This window comes from Streptomyces sp. 3214.6, assembly GCF_900129855.1.
GTDB classification, from domain to species: domain Bacteria; phylum Actinomycetota; class Actinomycetes; order Streptomycetales; family Streptomycetaceae; genus Streptomyces; species Streptomyces soliscabiei.
In genome coordinates, this window is sequence record NZ_LT670819.1 from 1,397,639 (window position 1) to 1,416,024 (window position 18,386).

General features: G+C 69.5%; 14 protein-coding genes and 3 pseudogenes. 6 read left to right on the forward strand and 11 right to left on the reverse strand.

Annotation, left to right across the window (positions count from 1 at the left end; translation table 11 throughout):
* Positions 1–127: 127 nt before the first annotated feature.
* Positions 128–244 (forward strand): annotated as a pseudogene (locus B5557_RS42640) (5-dehydro-2-deoxygluconokinase); the annotation flags it as partial.
* A gap of 60 nt (positions 245–304) precedes the next feature.
* Positions 305–1,090, forward strand: a complete 786-nt coding sequence (locus B5557_RS06235; protein WP_079658177.1) for a GntR family transcriptional regulator — start codon at positions 305–307, stop codon at positions 1,088–1,090.
* A 10-nt stretch (positions 1,091–1,100) separates the two neighbouring features.
* Here the strand turns inward: B5557_RS06235 and B5557_RS06240 are convergent, their stop codons facing one another.
* The 4 genes from B5557_RS06240 to B5557_RS06255 all read right to left on the reverse strand — a co-directional run bounded on the left by B5557_RS06240 (position 1,101) and on the right by B5557_RS06255 (position 4,876).
* On the reverse strand, positions 1,101–1,859 hold the full coding sequence (locus B5557_RS06240) for an SDR family NAD(P)-dependent oxidoreductase (protein WP_079658178.1): 759 nt from the start codon (positions 1,857–1,859) through the stop codon (positions 1,101–1,103).
* Between the two features lie 2 nt (positions 1,860–1,861).
* Entirely contained in the window at positions 1,862–3,040 is a 1,179-nt protein-coding gene (locus tag B5557_RS06245; protein WP_079658179.1) for an acyl-CoA dehydrogenase family protein, read from the reverse strand.
* 197 nt (positions 3,041–3,237) lie between these two features.
* The gene (locus B5557_RS06250; RefSeq protein ID WP_079658180.1) at positions 3,238–3,810 is read right to left on the reverse strand and encodes a TetR/AcrR family transcriptional regulator; all 573 of its coding nucleotides are present in this window, start codon (positions 3,808–3,810) and stop codon (positions 3,238–3,240) included.
* Positions 3,811–3,892: 82 nt separating this feature from the next.
* Positions 3,893–4,876 carry an aldo/keto reductase gene (locus B5557_RS06255; protein WP_079658181.1) on the reverse strand — a complete coding sequence of 328 codons (984 nt, stop codon included), beginning with the start codon at positions 4,874–4,876 and terminating at the stop codon, positions 3,893–3,895.
* 368 nt (positions 4,877–5,244) lie between these two features.
* On the opposite strand from B5557_RS06255, the pseudogene B5557_RS06260 reads away from it, so the two are divergent.
* A pseudogene (locus B5557_RS06260) lies at positions 5,245–5,511 on the forward strand (carboxymuconolactone decarboxylase family protein); the annotation flags it as partial.
* A gap of 149 nt (positions 5,512–5,660) precedes the next feature.
* On the opposite strand, the gene B5557_RS06265 reads toward B5557_RS06260, so the two are convergent.
* Positions 5,661–7,277 carry a multicopper oxidase family protein gene (locus B5557_RS06265; RefSeq protein WP_079658182.1) on the reverse strand — a complete coding sequence of 539 codons (1,617 nt, stop codon included), beginning with the start codon at positions 7,275–7,277 and terminating at the stop codon, positions 5,661–5,663.
* A 94-nt stretch (positions 7,278–7,371) separates the two neighbouring features.
* Positions 7,372–7,866, reverse strand: a complete 495-nt coding sequence (locus B5557_RS06270) for a hypothetical protein (RefSeq protein ID WP_159424334.1) — start codon at positions 7,864–7,866, stop codon at positions 7,372–7,374.
* Positions 7,867–8,057: 191 nt separating this feature from the next.
* On the opposite strand from B5557_RS06270, the gene B5557_RS06275 reads away from it, so the two are divergent.
* Positions 8,058–8,981: a DUF5134 domain-containing protein gene (locus B5557_RS06275; RefSeq protein WP_231976275.1), complete on the forward strand. Its 924-nt coding sequence runs from the start codon at positions 8,058–8,060 to the stop codon at positions 8,979–8,981.
* Positions 8,982–9,569: 588 nt separating this feature from the next.
* Here the strand turns inward: B5557_RS06275 and B5557_RS06280 are convergent.
* Positions 9,570–10,865 carry an MFS transporter gene (locus tag B5557_RS06280; RefSeq protein WP_079658184.1) on the reverse strand — a complete coding sequence of 432 codons (1,296 nt, stop codon included), beginning with the start codon at positions 10,863–10,865 and terminating at the stop codon, positions 9,570–9,572.
* The gene (locus B5557_RS06285; protein ID WP_231976276.1) at positions 10,862–12,031 is read right to left on the reverse strand and encodes a PLP-dependent cysteine synthase family protein; all 1,170 of its coding nucleotides are present in this window, start codon (positions 12,029–12,031) and stop codon (positions 10,862–10,864) included. Before B5557_RS06285 ends, B5557_RS06280 begins: the two co-directional genes overlap by 4 nt.
* 1,725 nt (positions 12,032–13,756) lie before the next feature.
* Between B5557_RS06285 and B5557_RS06295 the strand changes: the two genes are divergently transcribed.
* On the forward strand, positions 13,757–14,275 hold the full coding sequence (locus B5557_RS06295; protein ID WP_079658186.1) for a DUF4396 domain-containing protein: 519 nt from the start codon (positions 13,757–13,759) through the stop codon (positions 14,273–14,275).
* Positions 14,276–14,440: 165 nt separating this feature from the next.
* A pseudogene (locus B5557_RS06300) lies at positions 14,441–14,566 on the forward strand (four-helix bundle copper-binding protein); the annotation flags it as partial.
* 711 nt (positions 14,567–15,277) lie between these two features.
* Here the strand turns inward: B5557_RS06300 and B5557_RS06305 are convergent.
* From B5557_RS06305 to B5557_RS06315, 3 genes are all read right to left on the reverse strand, one after another.
* Positions 15,278–16,465 carry an ABC transporter ATP-binding protein gene (locus B5557_RS06305; RefSeq protein ID WP_079658187.1) on the reverse strand — a complete coding sequence of 396 codons (1,188 nt, stop codon included), beginning with the start codon at positions 16,463–16,465 and terminating at the stop codon, positions 15,278–15,280.
* Positions 16,466–16,554: 89 nt separating this feature from the next.
* Positions 16,555–17,388 (reverse strand): carbohydrate ABC transporter permease, encoded by an 834-nt coding sequence (locus tag B5557_RS06310; protein ID WP_079658188.1) that lies wholly within the window; start codon positions 17,386–17,388, stop codon positions 16,555–16,557.
* The gene (locus B5557_RS06315; protein WP_079658189.1) at positions 17,388–18,347 is read right to left on the reverse strand and encodes a carbohydrate ABC transporter permease; all 960 of its coding nucleotides are present in this window, start codon (positions 18,345–18,347) and stop codon (positions 17,388–17,390) included. The genes B5557_RS06310 and B5557_RS06315 overlap by 1 nt, the downstream gene beginning before the upstream one ends.
* Positions 18,348–18,386 lie beyond the last annotated feature (39 nt).

Consider the following 18,386-nt stretch of genomic DNA (forward strand, 5'->3'; position numbering starts at 1 on the left):
AATACTTTGTTAAGACATCATTTCACGAGCAGGTCCGAATGTAAGAACAAACTCTTGACATCGCGGGCCCCTGGGACCTACACCTGGGGGACGCCAGACCCCCCGATCACCGTGAGGAGCGTCGCGTATGGCCGAGCCGGTCGAGCCCCTGGATCTGATCATGATGGGTCGCATCGGGGTCGATCTCTACCCCCTGCGAACGGGTGTACCCCTCGCGCGAGTCGAGATGTTCGAAAAGTTCCTCGCGCACCGCTGATCCGGCTTCCGCCCGCTCCCCCACCCCACCGACCCGAGGAGGCGCCCGATGGCGAAGACCGGCGACCGCTCCCATGCCGTGCCCGGCTCCGCGCTCGACGCGCTGCACTTCGCGCTGGACCGCGCCAGCCCGGTGCCGCTCTACTACCAGCTCGCCCAGCAGCTGGAGGCGGCCATCGAGCACGGCGCGCTCGCCCCCGGCAACCTCCTGGGCAACGAGATCGACCTGTCGACCCGCCTCGGCCTGTCCCGCCCGACCGTCCGCCAGGCCATCCAGTCACTCGTCGACAAGGGCCTGCTGGTGCGGCGACGGGGAGTCGGCACGCAGGTCGTGCACAGCCAGGTGAAACGGCCGCTTGAACTGTCCAGCCTCTACGACGACCTGCAGGCGGCCGGACAGGGGCCCACCACGCACGTCGTCCGCAACGAACGCGTGCCGGCGACCGCCGACGTGGCCGCCGCGCTCGGCATCGCGGAGGGCAGCGAGGTCACGCTCCTGGAGCGGCTGCGCGCCACCCACGGCGAGCCAGTGGCGTTCCTGTGCAACTACCTGCCCCCGGCCCTCCTGGACCTCGACACCGAACGCCTGGAGGCCACCGGCCTGTACCGGCTGCTGCGCTCCGCGGGCATCACCCTGCACAGCGCCCGCCAGACCATCGGCGCCCGCTCCGCCACCGCCGAGGAGGCCGCCCTCCTCACGGAGAAGGAAGGGGCGGCCCTGCTCACCATGCAGCGCACGGCCTACGACGACACCGGCCGACCGGTCGAGTACGGCACCCACATCTACCGCGCGTCCCGCTACGCCTTCGACTTCCAACTGCTGGTCAGACCCTAGACACCCAGTGCTAGCGGGGCGCCATGCGCAGGGCGCCGTCCATGCGGATGGTCTCGCCGTTGAGGTAGTCGTGGTCGACGATCGTCAGGGCGAGCCGCGCGTACTCCTCGGGCCGGGCCAGGCGCCGCGGGAAGGGCACGCCCGCCGCGAGGCCGGCCCGGAACTCCTCCGACACCGTGGCCAGCATCGGCGTCTCCACGATGCCCGGGGCGATGGTGCACACCCGGATGCCGTACTGCGCGAGGTCGCGGGCGGCGGGCAGGGTGAGGCCGACGACGCCGCCCTTGGAGGACGAGTAGGCGGCCTGGCCGATCTGTCCGTCGTACGCGGCGATCGAGGCGGTGTTGACGATGACGCCCCGCTGGCCGTCCTCGTCGGCCTCCGTCGCGGCGATGGCCTCGGAGGCCAGCGCGAGCACGTTGAACGTGCCGATCAGGTTGATCTGGATCACCTTGGCGTACAGGGCGAGGTCGTGTACGCCCTTCTTGCCGAGGATCCGCGCGGAGGGGCCGATGCCGGCGCAGTTGACGACGGTGCGCAGCGGGACACCGGCCCCCGCCGCCGTGGCGACGGCCGCGCCCACCTGTTCGGGGTCGGTGACGTCGGCGGGCACATAGGTCACGCCCGGCACCTCGGGCGCCTTGTCGATGCCGTCCTTGAGGTCGAGGGCGAAGACCCGGGCGCCGCGCTCCGCGAGAGCCTTCGCGGTGGCCGCGCCGAGGCCGGACGCACCGCCGGTGACGAGGGCGGCGGTGTTCTCGAGCTGCATCATCACTCCTTGCCGAGGACGGTGAGCACACCGCCCTCGTCACGGTCCAGCGCACGGGAGATGATCATGCGCTGGATCTGGTTGGTTCCTTCGAAGATCTGCATGACCTTGGCCTCGCGCATATAGCGCTCCACGGGGAAGTCACGGGTGTACCCGTACCCCCCGAGGACCTGCACGGCGTCCGTGGTCACCTTCATCGCATTGTCCGTGGCCACGAGTTTGGCGATCGACGCCTCCCGTGTGAAGGGCAGGCCGAGGTCCTTCAACCGGGCGGCGGACAGCGCGGTGGCCCGCGCCGACTCGATCGCGGCGCCCATGTCGGCGAGCACGAACGCCAGACCCTGGTGCTCGATGATCGGCTTGCCGAACGTCTCCCGCTCGCGGGCGTAGCGCACCGCGTGGTCGAGGGCGCCCTGGGCGAGACCGGTGGCGACGGCGGAGATGCCCAGCCGACCGCAGTCGAGGGAGGCGAGCGCGATCTTCAAGCCCTGCCCCTCCTCCCCTATCCGCCGCTCCACGGGCACCCGCACGTCCTCCAGGCGCATGGTGGCGGTCGCCGAGCCCGTCAGCCCCATCTTCCGCTCCGGCGGGTCGGCGCTGAGTCCCGGAGTGTCGGCCGGGACCAGGAAGCAGGAGATGCCGTGGGCGCGGTCGTCCGAGGTGCGGGCCATGACGGTGTAGAAGTCGGCGTAACCGCCGTGCGTGGTCCAGGCCTTGGTGCCGTTCAGGACGTAGCCGTCGCCGTCGCGGACTGCGCGGGTGAGCATGGCCGCCGGGTCGGAGCCGGCGTGCGGCTCGGACAGGCAGTACGCGCCGAGCAGCTCACCCGCGAGCATGTCGGGCAGCCACCTGCGCCGCTGCTCCTCGGTGCCGAAGCGGGCCAGCGGGAAGCAGGACAGGGCGTGCACGGAGATGCCCACGGCGACGCTGGACCACACCGCGGCGACCTCCTCCAGCACCTGGAGGTAGACCTCGTAGGGCTGGTCCGCCCCGCCGTCCTCCTCGGCGAAGGGCAGACCGAGCAGGCCGCTGCGCCCGAGGGTGCGGAAGACGTCCCTGGGGAACGCTCCGTCCGCCTCCGCGTCGGCGACCCGGGGGGCGAGTTCCTTGGCGGCGAGGGTGCGGGTGAGCTGGATGAGCTCTACGGCTTCCTCGGTCGGCAGGGCGCGAGTGGCAGGCATGGTGACCTCCACGTAGGAGTACGGGTGTGTACGGGTACGACACCGGAAATGATACGGGAAACGATACTGCAGTGCGTACGAACGTATCATTCACAGTACGCGAGAACCCCAGAACACTGCGGGCCGACACCTCCACGACCGCCCGGGTCCAGGTGCCGGGTGCCGGGTGTCAGGTGCCGGGTGTCAGGTGTCAGGTGTCAGGAAGAAACGGCGTGCACGATCAGTGAGGCGAGCTGTTCGTACGCCTCCGCGTCGGACAGCCCGGTGCGCGCCTTGAGCTCACCCTGCTGGATCTGCCGCATGGTCGCGGCGGCGACCTCGCCGACGAAAGCGGTGTGCACCTCGCGGAAGGCGCCGTCCGAGACGCCCTCCGCGATCAGCCGGCGCACCCGCTCCGCGGCCATCCTGGTGTTGGCCTCGTACACCTCGCGGGCCGGCGGGAAGTCCGCCACGTCGTCGAGAAACCGGCGCGAGAGCGGGCGCAGCTGTTCGGCCACGGCCGTCAGGTACACACGGACCCGGTCCGAGGGGTCGACGGTCTGCGCCACCCGCTTCTCGACGGCCTCGGTCGCCCCGCGGAAGTAGTGCTTGACCGCCTCCACGACCAGCCCCTGCTTGCTGCGGGCGAGCTGGTACAGGGTCGTCTTGGAGCAGCGCAGCCGCTCGGCGAGGTCGTCCAGCGTGAGGTCGGAGAAGCCCTCCGCCGTCAGCAGCGCGACGAGACGTTCCAGCAGGTCGGCCTGTCTGGCGGTGCGGCGAGGGGACGGCATGATCCCAGCCTAGCCTCCCTGGTTACTCTCCGGTCACTGTCCCGGTCACTCCCGGGTCGGCCTCCCGGTCGCCGTCCGCTCGTCAGTGCGCCGCGTCCAGCCGGGTGCGCTGGTCCTCGGTCAGTTCCAGGTCGAGGGCGGCCAGGTTCTCCTCCAGCTGCGCCACCGACGACGCTCCGGCCAGCGAGACGATCGGCAGCGCGCCGCCCGACTGCCAGGCCAGCACGACCTGGCTGACGCTCGCGCCGGTCTCCTTGGCCACCTCGCGCAGCACGGCGAGCCGGCTCGGGGTGCCCGGGTGGTCGTAGTCCGCCGGGAGCCGGTCCTGGCGGGCGTAGGCGCCCTTGAGCAGCGGCGAGTACGCGACGAGGGTCAGGCCGGGCTCCGCCCGCAGATAGCCGAGGAGTTCCGGGCCCGCGTGTCCGAGGCTGCCGTCCGGAAAGAGATCGTCGGGGATGTCGGTGCGCGGACGCAGGTGACTGTGCTGGTACTGGAGCACCTCGTAGCCGGGCAGTCCGGCCGCGGCGGCGAGCGCGCGGGCCCGCTCCACGCGCCACATGGCCTGGTTGCTCACTCCGAGCAGACCGACCGTGCCCTCGGCGACGAGCTCCCCGAACGCCTCGACGGTCTCACGCTGCGGGACGGTGTGGTCGTCGATGTGGGCGTAGAGCAGGTCCAGCTTCTCGACGCCGAGCCGCTGCCGGCTGCGTTCGGCGGACTCGCGGATCACCTTCGCCGAGAGGCCCTCCCGGTTGTCGGTGTAGCTGGTGCCGGGGGCGAGGGGGCGGGCGCCGAGCTTGGTCGCGACGACGATCTCGTCTTGGACGCCCCGGCTGCGCCGCCACCGGCCGAGCAGTTCCTCGCTCTGGCCGCCCTGGCCGCCGTCCACCCAGAAGGCGTAGTTGTCGGACGTGTCGACGAAGTTCCCGCCGGCCTCGACATACCGGTCGAGAATCGCGAAGGACGTCTCCTCGTCCGTCACCGACCCGAACAGCATCGCCCCGAGCGCGAGCACGCTGACCTCGCGGCGGGTGGCCGGGTCTGCGCCAATGGTGCGGTACCTCATGGTGGATCCCTCCCGTACGGCCGAAGTCGGTCCGTCCTCTCCGGCTCGAAGGGGAGTCTTCAACTTGAAGTGCGCTTCAACGCAAGGGATTTAGGGTTGTCGGCAGAGAAGCGATGCACCGGTACGCCCGGCGAAGGCGGGCACCGTCCACCGAGCCGCGCCACTGCGGGGTCCGGCGTGCCGCAGTGGTGCGGGGCATCTGATGGGCTGATGGACTGGGGCGCGTTCGCAGCCGCCCGACTCGTCCGGTGTCACCCATCGTCGGTCACCCCGGTCAGTGGTGGCGTATCCACCACACAGCAAGCAGATCACCGTGGAATCGCGTCTCAACTTCTTCGCCCACCCTCTCGCGGGGAAGGTGCTGAAGCCTCCATCTGGTCGCGGCCTGGCGGGAGGCGAAGGTGTTCACCGATGCCGAGCGCGCCGCCCTGGAGTTGACGGAGCAGGGCACGCGTATCCCCGACGCCGCCGGTGGGGTGCCGGACGAGACGTGGGAGAACGCCGCCAAGCACTTCGGCGAGGACCAGCTGCTCGCCGCGCTGGTCTCCCTCATCGCCCTCATCAACGCCTACAACCGCGTGAACGTCATCGTCAAGCAGCCGGCCGGCGACTACCAGCCCGGCCAGTTCGGCTGACCTTCCTCGGCTACAACGCCCTCGCCCTGCCCATTGCCGCCGGCAGACAACGGGGAAACGCGGGGATCCACCCCAACCGCCCTCCCCACCACGCTCACCCTCGCGTGCCGGCCGACAGTCCACCGGTCGGCACGCGAGAGGGCCGGCGATCAAGCCTGGTAAGCCACCAGCGCCATCATCCCGACCTCGCCGTGATACGCGTTGTGGCAGTGCAGCATCCACTGGCCGGGGTTGTCCGCGTCGAACTCCACCGACAGCGTCTTCTTCGGCAGCACGATCGCGGTGTCCTTGCGCGGGCCGCCGCCGGCGAGCTGGTACGTGTGGCCGTGCAGGTGCATCGGGTGCCACATCTGCGTCGTGTTGACGAAGTCCAGCCGTACCCGCTGGCCCTCCTCGACGAGGAGGGGGTTCGCGGCCGGGTCGTCCATGTCGAACGCCTTGCCGTTGATGGCCCAGTTGTACTTGTCCATGCCGCCGGTCAGCTCGATGCGGTGCACCCGGTCCGCGTTCTTCGACGCGAGCCGGACGTCGTCCGCCGCCCTCAGCTGGGAGGCGGTCAGGATGCTGCCGTCGAGTTCCTTCGGCCGGACGGACGCCCGCGGCGCGCTGCCGGATCCGGTGCGGACCAGGGCCATGCCGCCGGCGTTCTTGCCCTCCGCCAGGGCGACGAGCGGGAAGACGCCCTCGCCGAGGGTGACCAGGACGTCGTAGCGCTCACCCATGCCGATCAGCAGCGCATCGACCTGCTGGTGCTCGACAGGGAAGCCGTCGGTGTGGGTGATCGTCAGCTTGTGGCCGCCGAGTGCCACCCGGTACGCCGTGTCGCCGCCCGCGTTGATGATCCGCAGCCGTACGCGCTTGCCGGGCCCGCCCCGGTAGACGTCCGGGTCCGCGGGGACGCGCCCGTTGACCAGATGGTACGGGTGCTTCACGTCGCCGGCGTCGCCGCCGAGGAGCTCGCTCTCGGCGCCCATCAGCATGAACTTCATGGACATCCCGCCGGGCGAGGACGAGGCGGACGGGGAAGCGGAACCGTCGCCCATGTCCATCCCCTCCATGTCTCCCATGTCCCCCATGTCGTGGCCACCGTGGCCACTGCCGGAGCCGTCGCCCATGTCCATGCCGCCCATGCCCTGCCTCAGCTCGGCGAGGACTTCGTCGGGGGTGCCGGTGACACCGTCGATCCAGTCGTCCAGGACGACGACCCACTCGTCGTCGTACGACAGCGGCTCCTTCGGGTCCTCGACGATCAGGGGCGCGTACAGGCCCCGGTCGAGCTGGACACCGACATGAGGGTGGAAGAAGTAGGTGCCGGGGGCGTCGGTGCGGAACCGGTAGGTGAAGTTGGAGCCCGCCCGCACCGCCTTCTGGGTGGTCGGGGGCACGCCGTCCATGTCGCTGCGCAGGGCGAGGCCGTGCCAGTGGACGGACGTGGCGGTCCGGTCCGGCAGCTGGTTGGAGAGTTCGGCGGCCAGCGTGTCGCCGACCGACAGCCGGATCTCCTCGCCCGGGGCCCGGCCGCTGAAGGCCCAGCTCCTGGCCGTGACACCACCGCCCAGGTCGAGCATGGCGGACGCGGCGGTCAGGGTCACGTTGCGCACCGTGCCGGTGCTGGGGCGCTTCTTCTCGGCTGCGGCGACCGCCGAGCCGGAGGGACTCACAAGGGAAGGCGTACTGTCGGAGCCGCTGCTGCAGGCGGCGAGCGCGCCCGCGCCCGCGACGCCGAGGCCGGCCAGCAGGGCGGAGCGGCGATCGATGCTGTTCATGTGGGTTGTCCTCAATCTCTCTGTACGCATGGGCGACACGTGCGCAGTCGGCTCCTCGGCATGAGAAAACGGCGAGGAGGCCGTTGGGCACGGCCTAGATGCGCAGCTGAGAGAGAACGGACAGATCCGGCGGCGCGCGGCTCACCGCGGCGGCAGGCACCGCACCAGGGACGACTGCGCCGTACGCGTTGAGATCCCCTGACACCGTTGAGTTTGCCGGTGGCACGAGGGTGACCTCGTCGACGCTCACCGGCGCGCAGTGCTGCATGCCCATGCCGGCACATGCCGCGCTCGCGGTGCCGTACGCAGCGGGTCCGGCCAGTGCGGCCGCCGCCGACTCCGCGGCCGCGGCTCCGTGCGCGTGCCCAGACAGCTCCATGGCCGGCGGTGCGGGATCGCCCGCCATCACCATGCCCCCGGGCATCACATGCGCGGCGGACGACGGTGACGGGGCCATGGGCGTGGCCATCGCCTCGTGGTGAATCAGTACGGCCAGCGCGGCGACCAGGGCGATGACAGCAGCCCACGCCCAGCGGGCGACGCCACGAGGGGCGCGAGTCCGCGAGACGAGGGCTGCCTGTACCGCCATCACTTCACCGGGGCTTCCGTCGAGAGGATTGCCCGATCACTATACCCCGGGGGGGTAAAGGACGGATGAGGGGTGGATTCGTGAGGCCCTCGGCCACATGAGGGCCCTGCCGCACTCCCGTCCCTGAACACCCGCACCTTCCACCACGTACTCAGGGCATCAGAGTGGTCACCCCGATGTGGAGGGCAGCAATGGGAAGTCCGGCCCTGACTTGGTCTCTGGTGGCGGTCTCCGTGCTCGTCGCGATGGTGGGCCTGGCGCGGCTGGCGGCGGCCGACAGCAGAGAGGTCCGGTTCGCCGCGGGAGGCGACCTGGTCATGGCCGGGGGAATGGCCGCCATGTTCCTGCCCGCCACCTCGGCGTCCTTCGGGGATCACGGAATCTTGTGGGTGACGGCGTTCGCCGCCGTCGGTCTCGGCGGAATCGTGCTGTCCGTACATCACACACGGCGACTTGGCTGGCGTCACGGCCGGCACTGGGCACACCACATCATCGGCAGTGCCGCCATGGTGATCATGACGCTTGCCATGCCCGGCAGCGCCTCCGGGCCCGTTCTCGCCCTGGGCACGTCCGGGCACGGTCACGGTCACGGAGCAGCGAGCACGGAAGGTTCCCCGGAAGCGACGGACGCGGCCGGAATGGCGGGGATGGGCCATTCCATGACGGGAATGTCAGGTCACGGCCATTCGGGGATGGCCGGTCACGACATGGCCTCCGCCGGCACCCAGGCAGCAGCGTCCTCCGGCTCCGCCTCGGTCTGGCGTCTGGTCCTGGTCGGACTCGCCGTGTACTTCGCACTCTCGATCGCCGCGTCCCTGTGGACGCGCTTCCGCGGCGCCGACCGGTCCACCGCGGCAGCAGGCCGCCGCGGTGGCCGATCCCGCTGGATGCACCACGTTCTGGCCCTGCCCGACGCGGTGGTCGTGTTCATCGCGTCGCTGGCCATCTCCGTGTGGGACAGGACCCGGCTGAGGAGCGAAAAGCACCGTTCCCACGCGGCTACGGGCGGCCGACGCCGTCGGCGGGCGCCGGGCACCTCACCCGGTGCAGCGCTGCTGGCCCACATCGGCATGGGCAGCACGATGTCCGCGATGCTGGTCATGATGGCCGCCTGACGGGCGGGCCGGCCGTCAGCCTGGCCTCGAGGCAGGGACCGCCGTCCCACGCCCGAGGGCCTTTGCCATCTCCTTCAGCCAGCCCGCATGACCGTGCGGCAGCCGACCGCCTGCGACTTGCCGACGCCGCTCTCGACACAGTCGGCGGCACCGGCTCTTCAGACGGTTTCCCTCCGTGGATGCATTCGCCACGACTCCGGGTCCCGGCCGTGGCGAGTGAGAGCCCGGAGCACCCCGTCATCCGGTGGTGATCTCCGATTCGACCGGAACGACGGCCGACTGGTGGTGACCGGGGACGAGGAGAGTACGGGGCAGGAGCCAGGGCACGGCCACGTCGAGGAGAGCGGGACTACGCCACCCCAGTCCTCTCCGAGTACGGACAGCGAGGGTGAGGGAGAGGCCGGACACGTCGACGACGCCACGCGCACTGAGTCCCTTGGAGCCGACAGGCGGTCAGCCGTCTGCCGGCTCCCAGCGGACCAACCCGGTCGGCACCGGTCGCTGCGGGTACGGGTCGCCCGTCACCAGGGCAGGACCAGCGGGGCGGGCACCAATCGGTGCCCGCCCCTGGAGCTGGGGGCCGGTGGGTCAGACAGTGGCGGGCTGCGGCTCGGGGGCGGGAGCCTTCAGGCGGCCGGTGCTGTGCAGGCCGTGCAGGGCGGCCGCGCAGGCGAGGCCGAGCACGGTCAGGGAGATCCACGGCAGTGCAGGCATTCCGGCGGCGCGGGCCGCGTCGAGTGCGGCGCCGGTGAGGAGGTTGCCGAGGGTGATGCCGATGCCGCAGATGGTGTTGTAGAGACCGTAGTGGGTGGCGACGAGTCGGTTGCCGGAGAGGCGGACGATGGTGTCCATCTCGAACGGGTAGGCGATCATGGTGCCGATGGCCAGCAGTAGCGCGGCGAGCGTCGGCGGTACCGCGGCGAGCAGCCACAGCCCCACGCCGGATCCGGGTACGGGCACGGCGGTGGCGAGCAGAAGTGGCACGAACGCCAGACCCATCAGCGCCAGGCCCCGCACGAGTGCCTGGCCGGGCTCGTAGCGGGCCTTGCACCAGGCGGTCGCCCGTGTCTGTCCGAGGATGGTGCTCAGTCCGGAGACCGCGAAGAGCACCGCCACCGAGGCCGTGCCGAACTCCCCGTCGCCGCCGAGCCGTCGCACTTCCAGGGGCAGGGACAGGTAGACCTGGAATGTCAGTACATACGAGCCGATCATGGCTGCGGAGAAGAGCAGGAACGGCCGGTTGGCGAGGATGCCACGCCACTGGGCGAGCACGCTCTCGCGGTCCCCCTCCCGCTCTTCCCCCGCGTTCTTGCGGCGGGCGGGAAGGGCTCGGATCTGCACGACGGACAGCAGCGCGAAAATCCCGGCCGCCACCAGGCAGGTGACGCGGAAGTCCACCCCGGTCAGCACCATCCCCACCAGCGGTCCGAGCAGAATCCCGGCTTGGTAGAAGACGTTGAACAGCGCGAACGCCTCCACTCGGCGCTCCCCCGCGTCCGCGGCGAGATAGGCGCGTACGGCCGGGTTGAACAGTGCGCCCGCCAGTCCGGTGGCCGCCGAGGCGGCGAGCAGGGCCGGCAGTGAGTCCACCAGGCCGAGCGTGGCGAAGCCGACGGTGCGCAGGACGCACCCGGCCACGATCATCGGCTTGTAGCCGAGCCGGTCGGCGAGCGTGCCGCCGACGAGGAACATGCCCTGCTGGCTGAAGTTGCGCACGCCCAGGACGAGTCCGACGATCCAGCCGGCCAGTCCCAGGGTGCCGGAGAGGTGGGCGGCCAGATAGGGCATCAGCATGTAGAAGCCGAGGTTGATGGTGAACTGATTCACCATCAACAGCTGGACGCTGCCCTCGTACGAGCGCACCTGCGTGTACAGCCCCTTCACCGCTTCCCCTCCGGAGCCTCGGACTCGGTGCTCGGGATGTCCCCGGAACCCCCGATGTCCTTGGCGACTTCCTGCGACGTGTCCTGGAGTGTGAGGGGATCGACCACGGTGGTGCACCGGGTCCAACGGGAGACCTCCTTCTCGTCCGGGCGGCCGATCAGCTCCGGCTCCGGAGCTGGAGGTGAGTCCAGCAGGCCGTGGGCAGCGCAGTAGTCGTCGTCGTACACAGTCCCCAGGTAGCGCTGCGGGCCGTCGGGGAAGATCGCCACGATGCGGGCGTCCGCGGGCATCGTCCGGGCCAGCCAGCCGGCCACCAGGGCGACCGCCCCCACGCTCCATCCCCCGGTGGCGTAGTGCGAGGCGGCGAGCTGCCGGCAGGTCCACACCGCCTCGGGCGGGGCCACCCAGTGCACCTCGGAGAAGTTCTCGTAGGCGACGTTGCGGGGGTAGATGCTGGAGCCGAGTCCGCGCATCAGGCGGGGCCGGGCGGGCTGGCCGAAGATCGTCGAACCCGTGGTGTCCACGCCCACGACCGTCAGGTCCGGGTACAGCTGGCGCAGCACCCGGGAGACGCCCGCGGAGTGGCCGCCGGTGCCGACGCTGCACACCAGGACGTCGATGTCCCCCATTTCGGAGGCGAGTTCGAGGGCCAGGGGGGTGTAGGCGGCGACGTTGTCCGGGTTGTTGTACTGGTCCGGGCACCAGGAGTCCGGGTGCCGCTCCAGCAGCCGCTGCACGCGCTCACGGCGGGCCTGCTGCCAGCCGCCGGTCGGGTGGGGCTCGGAGACGACGTTGACCTGGGCGCCGTACGCGGTCAGCAGCCGGATCATGGACAGCTCCAGCCCCGGGTCGGTGACCAGGGTGACCGGGTGGCCGTACACCATGCCGGCCAGCGCCAGTCCCAGGCCCAGCGTTCCGCTGGTGGACTCGATGATCCGTCCGCCGGGCCGCAGATCGCCGCGGGACCGGGCCCGCTCGACCATGTGGAGCCCCGGGCGGTCCTTGATGCCGCCAGGGTTGAAGCCCTCGAGCTTCGCCCAGAAGCCGCGTCCGGCCGGGGCCAGCGGCTCCGAGACCCGCAGCAGGGGCGTGTTCCCCACCAGTTGCGACAGCGCGGACTGGCCGGAGGGGGAGGTGGTCTTCCGCGAAGACGTCAGTGACTGCATGTTGTCGCTCTCGCTCGATGAATGCACAGGGCGGGATTCATCACGCGCGCACCTCGACGACCGGCTCGGATCGCAGATCCGTGCTCGGTACCGTCTGGCGCGCGGCAGCCTGCGATGCCGGCTGCGGGCGGGAGGTCTAGATGCGCAACCGGGCCGTACGGGTGAGTTGCGTCCGGCCGTTGCCTGGCAGGCTCCATCTGCGCGTCCCCCGAAGAGCCGAGGGGCGTCCGAGGGCCACGGCCCCCGCGACAAGTGGTGCCGGGGCGTCCGCGCCGGGGGATGGCTGCTCCGGTGCCTCGGCCGCCGTACGAACGACCGCCTCATGCACGCACTCCTCGGCACCGTGCGACGGATGCGGAGTATGCGGCCCGTGCCGGTGCGCCTCCCCCGGCGACACCTCTGACGCTGCGACGGCACTGGGCTTGAGCCCGTGCGGCTCCTCGTCCGTTCCGGGCCCGTGTCCGACGGCGCACACGACGATCGCCACCAGCAGGACACCCCGGATCAGGGAGCCGAGCCGGCGCGGCCATGGTGAGCCGGCCGAGATGCGCCGTGCGTACAACGGCATACGGAAATATGACGGCACAGGTCCTCCGTGCGGCCGTCACCTCCCGGTGGTACCGAGAGGGCAGCATGCATGGGTGGGGGTAGGACGGCGTTGGTGCGACCTGGATTCCCATCGTGTGGACGGAATCCGGATCTCGCCGTGCAGGTCAGGCGAACCGGTGAAAACCGGAAGGCCGGCTGGAGGAATCCTGGCTCTAGACTTGCTGCACCACGGCGGTTCTCAGGGCCACGAATGACGGACCACCGGGAAAACCGAATCCGGGCTTGCCTCGCTCTGCGAGGGCATGCACCGAGGTGGCAGATTCGCGAACAGATGCTGCAAAGCAGGGCGCCGCCAGGGTCGAACCCTGCGGCAGCTGCCCAGATGCGCAGTGCTGACCCGAATGTGACAGCCCGTTACCGTCGCGGTGGCCATCCGCTGCCGCCACCCGGTGCGGGGACTGGTCCTTCGCGTCCCCTCGGGCCCCCACGTCCGGCAGCGCCCCAGATGAAATCACACTGGTCGGCATGGGGCCCTCGGCACTCTCAGCGTGCACGCCGTGTGTGATCACGACGCCGAGGAGCAGCACGACCCAGGCCAGCACACGCAGCAACGACCCAGGAACCATGCCGGTCCAGGGTATGAGCCGGGGCGACCGAGCCGTAACCATGCCGTGATCCTAGCGGCTCCGTATGGGTGATCGACCAACTCCCAAGAGACACCGGGTGAACGAGCCAGCAAATGGCCTGATTGCTGTGGCGATCGCGTCCGGACTCATCATGGCTGCCCTCCCACCGCCGGTCTCCGGGGGCGTGGCGAGCCCCGACCCCGCGTGAGCGCCGGCACCTGAGCGCCGATGAAGCGGGACTTCACGCTTTCTCGTGGACGAAGAAGATCAGGAACATGCCACGCCTGGAGACGCGCCAAGCGGGACACTCCCGGGCGGTGTATCGGCGTTGTTTGCGGCGCCCTTGTTCGCCTCGATGCCACAGGCGCCGTGACCGTGCGGCGGCTGCGACCGCAGACACTTCACCGATCCCTGCCGAACCCGGCCCGGGCTCCCCAGCCCGTTCGAAAGCCGGAATCCCCACTTGGGGAATACCCCCAGGGGGTATATGGTTCGTGACCGTTGGCCTCGGACGCGGGCCACGCCACCGCACGGATGGGGATGGAAGGTCATGGATCACAGCGCTCACCACACGGGCACCCCGCACGAAAGCCATGGTCACGCCGACCACACGGCACATGACAGTGCCCTTGCGGGGGTGTCCTGGGCCATGGCGATGAAAGCGACGCTGCACTGCCTGACCGGCTGTGCCATCGGCGAGATCCTCGGCATGATCATCGGCACCGCGCTGATGTGGGGCAACGTGCCCACCATGGTCCTGGCGATCGCGCTGGCGTTCCTCTTCGGCTACTCGTTCACCCTGTTCGCCGTGCGCCGGGCCGGTCTGGACCTCAAGTCCGCGATCAAGGTCGCGCTGGCCGCCGACACCGTTTCGATCGCCGTGATGGAGCTCGTCGACAACGCCATCGTCGCCCTCACACCGGGCGCGATGGACGCCCACCTGTCCGACGGGCTGTTCTGGTCGGCTCTGCTGGGCGGGTTCGCGGTCGCTTTCCTGATCACGACGCCGGTCAACAAGTGGATGATCGGTCGCGGCAAGGGCCACGCCGTCGTCCACGCCCACCACTGACGCACCCACAGGCCCAGGCGGTCGGGGCGCTCCTGGCGGACCAGGGGCGCCCCGACCGCGTTTGTGTCGCCGGGCCGGCGTCAACCGGGCAAGGGCCGGAAGGCAGAGGCGCGGCCAACCTGGCCCCGCCGCCCTCCAGCACCGACACGAGGGAGGGGACCGGTGATGACCACGGTCAAGGACATGCTCGCCACCTATCCGACCGACCTGGGTCAGGTGGACCGCGACAAGCTCACCCGCTGCATCGAGGAGTGCATCGCCTGCGCCCAGGCGTGTACGGCCTGTGCGGACCAATGAGCCTCCGCCAACTTGAAACCGCAGTTCAAAGGGCTGGCGTGACCGGTTCTCGGGATGCTCACGCTGGTCGTCGGCGGCAGTCTGTGCAGTAGATCATCCGTCAAGCTGTATTTCGGCGGCAATCAGAGCCGGTGTGCTCACAGCGGCAGGTGGGCCTCGTCCGCCCGGCCGAAGATGTCTCCGCACGTGGGGTACGGCACCGATGAAGTTCCCCCGCTGAGCTGGACAGCCTGACACTTTGGCTGATGTCTCACGGTGATGGCTGATCGCCACCAGGGCTTGTGACGAAATGTGACACGACAGCGCATGGAAACGATCAAGGGCCCTGCCTCACCGTAGGGAAACAGGGCCCTCATCTGCGACTTTGGAGCGATGCTCCCGTCGGGACGACAGGATTTGAACCTGCGACCCCTTGACCCCCGGAAGTGCGGGTCGTCTACATCATCGGCGCATAACGGACCTAATCCGGGCGTGTGTTGTGCGTCGATAGCCCTCCCGTGCACCATCGCACACCGTGTGGTCCCCAACTGGTCCCCGGACCGCTTCAGAAGAGAGCCTTGCACCGGCCGCCGGTGGTGTCCGGCACCACGCGCCGCCTCCACACGGAACACCCCCTTTCCGGGACGCCTGCGCAGTCGACAAGGACCAGCCGCCTCTTGAATCGCCGGGTACATGGATGCGGATCGCGCCCCGTGTGGTGCATCGTCAGTCCGCCCTCACTGGATGCGTAAGGGTCGCTCCGGTCACCGGGTCGAACACGTGCGCCCTGGCCATGTCGACCTGCAGCTCTACCGGTTCGCCCTCGCGGGCACGCGTGGCGGCGTCCAGGCGGGCCACGATGTGATGGGGGTCGGCGCCGGTGTCGCGCAGGCCCGAGTCCTTGGCGAGCTCCTCCAGTTCGGTGGTCGTCGCGGGCCCGCCCTCCGCGGTGAAGTAGACATACACATCGGAGCCCAGCGACTCCAGTACCTCCACGGTGGCGGTGAAGACCGGGCCCGTCCGGTCCCGGTCGTGTGACAGGGCCACGTCCTCGAATGCCTCCGGCCGTAGCCCGACGATGACCTCGCGGGGCGCGTTCTGCCTTTCCAGCGCCTGCCTCGTACGGTCGTCGAGGGCCAGGTCGCCCAGGGGCGAGCGCAGGGCACCTTCCTCCAAAGTGGCGTTCAGGAAGTTCATCGCCGGGGAGCCGATGAAGCCCGCGACGAAGATGTTGCGCGGCAAGTCGTACAGTTCCGCAGGTGTGCCGATCTGCTGGACCAGGCCCTGTCTCATGACCACGACGCGGTCGCCGAGCGTCATCGCCTCGGTCTGGTCGTGGGTGACGTACACGGTGGTCGTGCCGAGGCGCCGCTGCAGCCGGGAGATCTGGGTGCGCATCTGTACCCGGAGTTTGGCGTCCAGATTGGACAGCGGCTCGTCCATCAAGAACGCTTTGGGATCACGGACGATCGCCCGCCCCATGGCCACCCGCTGGCGCTGACCGCCCGAGAGGTTGGCGGGCTTGCGGTCCAGGTGCTCGGTGAGGTCAAGGATCCGGGCGGCTTCCGTCACCTTGGCGTTGATGGTGCCCTTGTCCACCTTGGCCAGGCGTAGCGGGAAGCCCATGTTCTCCCGGACGTTCATGTGCGGGTACAGGGCATAGCTCTGGAACACCATGGCGACGTCGCGTTCCTTGGGAGCCAGGTCGTTGACGACTCGGTCTCCGATGCGCAGGGTGCCCTCGGTGATGTCCTCAAGTCCGGCGATCATGTTCAGGGTGGTGGACTTGCCGCATCCCGACGGGCCGACCAGGATCACGAACTCGCCGTCGGCGATCTCGAGGTCCACGTCCTTCACGGCGAGGGCACCGTCGGGAAAGCGCTTGGTGACTCCCTCAAGGATGATCTCGGCCATGGATGGGCCTCCTTGCCTTCATGCCTTCCGGGTCCGAGTACTGCGGTCGGTGTCTCGGACCGGTGGTCTGTCTGCCGCGGTCGGCCCGTTCACCCCTTGACTGCCCCGGAGGTCAGTCCGGCGACGATCCGCCGCTGGAAGAACAGGACGAAAACAATGATCGGGATGGTGATGACCACAGCGGCGGCGGCGATCGACCCTGTGGGCTGCTGGAACTGGGAGCTCCCGGTGAAGAACGCGATCGCGGCCGGCACTGTGCGCGCGGACTGGGTGGAGGTCAGCGAGATCGCGAACAGGAAGTCGTTCCAGCAGAAGATGAACACGAGAATGGCCGTGGTGAACACGCCCGGCGCGGCCAGCGGCACGATGACCATCCGGAAGGCCTGCGCGGGCGTCGCCCCGTCGACCTTGGCGGCCTTCTCCAGATCCCAGGGGATCTCCCGGAAGAAAGCCGACAGCGTGTAGATCGCGAGCGGCAGGGAGAAGGTCATGTACGGGATGATCAGCCCGACCCAGGTGTCGAAGATCCCGATGATCCGCTCGATGTTGAACAGTGGTGACACCAGGGAGATCGGGGGGAACATGGCGATCAGCAGGGACATGCCGATGAGCACCCGTTTGCCGGGGAAGCGCAGCCTGGCCACCGCATAGGCGGCCATGGTGCCCAGCGCCACCGCGATCACCGTGGCGATCAGGGCGATACCGATCGAGTTGATCAGTGCGCGGGTGAACTCGGAGGTGTCGAAGATGCCCCGGTAGTTCTCCAGGGTCCAATCCCTGGGGACGAAGTCGCCGTCCGTGAGGGTGCTGGGGTCCTTGAACGACAGCGCGGCGATCCACCACACCGGGAACAGGGCGTACAGCACCACCACCACGTTCATGACACCCCATCGGGCGGCATGCGTCTTTCCGGCCGCGGCCATCAGCGCTTCACCTCCGCGCCCGGTGCGGCAGTGCCGAACAGTTTGACGAAGGCGAAGGCGATGATCCCGACGCAGATGAAGATCAGGACCGAGACCGCCGACCCGATGCCCAGGTTCAGCGAGGTGAACAGGTTGTCGTACCCAAGGATCGACACAGAGCCGGTCCCCTGGGCGCCCGCGGTCAGGACGTAGATGTTGTCGAAGATCCGGAACGCGTCGAGTGTGCGGAAGAGCAGTGCCACCAGGATGGCCGGTTTCATCAGCGGCAGCATGATCCTGGTGAAGCGCTGCCAGGCGGTGGCACCGTCCACCATGGCCGCCTTCAAGGTCTCCACGGGGACCAGCGCGAGGCCCGCGAGCAGCAGCAGGGCCATGAACGGCGTCGTCTTCCACACCTCGGCGAGGATGATCAGCCAGAGGGCGGGCCACTGCTCGGTCAGCGGGGCCTCTCCACTGGGCAGCAACTCGGCGAGGTATCCGAGCTCCGGGGTCCAGGCGTACTGCCAGGAGAAGGCGGCGACCACGGTGACGATCCCATACGGAATGAGGACCGACGTGCGGACGACGCCGCGCCAGAAGATCGTGCGGTGCATCACCAGGGCGAGCCCCATTCCGAGGGCCAGTTCGATCGCCACTGACACGGCGGTGACGAAAAGCGTGACCCAGAAGGCGTCCCACCAGAACGGGGAGGACAGCACTGCCCCGTAGTTGCTCAGGCCCACGAACTCCGCCCGTCCGGGAAAGCGCAGGTCGTACCGCTGGAGGGACAGATAGACGGCGTACCCGATGGGGTAGGCGGTCACGGCGATCATGACGACGACCGCGGGCGCGCAGAGCAGCCAGCCGAGCCGCCGCTCCTGCCTGGCGCCCGCCGAGAGTGCCGCCCGGTCCGGCCCCGCCTGCTCCGTCTCCGCCTCGGGGGGCGGCGGGGTTCCGGCCGGTTGCGCCCGCGTGCTCATCTCGGGCCGTCCGAGGACGAGGCCCGCGCACTGCGGCGC

What these genes read in the sequence shown, in the direction of transcription:
- B5557_RS06240 (WP_079658178.1), bottom strand. Translation starts at nt 1,859, where the DNA reads ATGCAGCTCGAGAACACCGCCGCCCTCGTCACCGGCGGTGCGTCCGGC.
- B5557_RS06285 (WP_231976276.1), bottom strand. Translation starts at nt 12,031, where the DNA reads ATGCAGTCACTGACGTCTTCGCGGAAGACCACCTCCCCCTCCGGCCAG.
- B5557_RS06255 (WP_079658181.1), bottom strand. Translation starts at nt 4,876, where the DNA reads ATGAGGTACCGCACCATTGGCGCAGACCCGGCCACCCGCCGCGAGGTC.
- B5557_RS06295 (WP_079658186.1), top strand. Translation starts at nt 13,757, where the DNA reads ATGGATCACAGCGCTCACCACACGGGCACCCCGCACGAAAGCCATGGT.
- B5557_RS06275 (WP_231976275.1), top strand. Translation starts at nt 8,058, where the DNA reads ATGGGAAGTCCGGCCCTGACTTGGTCTCTGGTGGCGGTCTCCGTGCTC.
- B5557_RS06270 (WP_159424334.1), bottom strand. Translation starts at nt 7,866, where the DNA reads ATGGCGGTACAGGCAGCCCTCGTCTCGCGGACTCGCGCCCCTCGTGGC.
- B5557_RS06235 (WP_079658177.1), top strand. Translation starts at nt 305, where the DNA reads ATGGCGAAGACCGGCGACCGCTCCCATGCCGTGCCCGGCTCCGCGCTC.
- B5557_RS06315 (WP_079658189.1), bottom strand. Translation starts at nt 18,347, where the DNA reads ATGAGCACGCGGGCGCAACCGGCCGGAACCCCGCCGCCCCCCGAGGCG.
- B5557_RS06250 (WP_079658180.1), bottom strand. Translation starts at nt 3,810, where the DNA reads ATGCCGTCCCCTCGCCGCACCGCCAGACAGGCCGACCTGCTGGAACGT.
- B5557_RS06245 (WP_079658179.1), bottom strand. Translation starts at nt 3,040, where the DNA reads ATGCCTGCCACTCGCGCCCTGCCGACCGAGGAAGCCGTAGAGCTCATC.
- B5557_RS06305 (WP_079658187.1), bottom strand. Translation starts at nt 16,465, where the DNA reads ATGGCCGAGATCATCCTTGAGGGAGTCACCAAGCGCTTTCCCGACGGT.
- B5557_RS06265 (WP_079658182.1), bottom strand. Translation starts at nt 7,277, where the DNA reads ATGAACAGCATCGATCGCCGCTCCGCCCTGCTGGCCGGCCTCGGCGTC.
- B5557_RS06310 (WP_079658188.1), bottom strand. Translation starts at nt 17,388, where the DNA reads ATGGCCGCGGCCGGAAAGACGCATGCCGCCCGATGGGGTGTCATGAAC.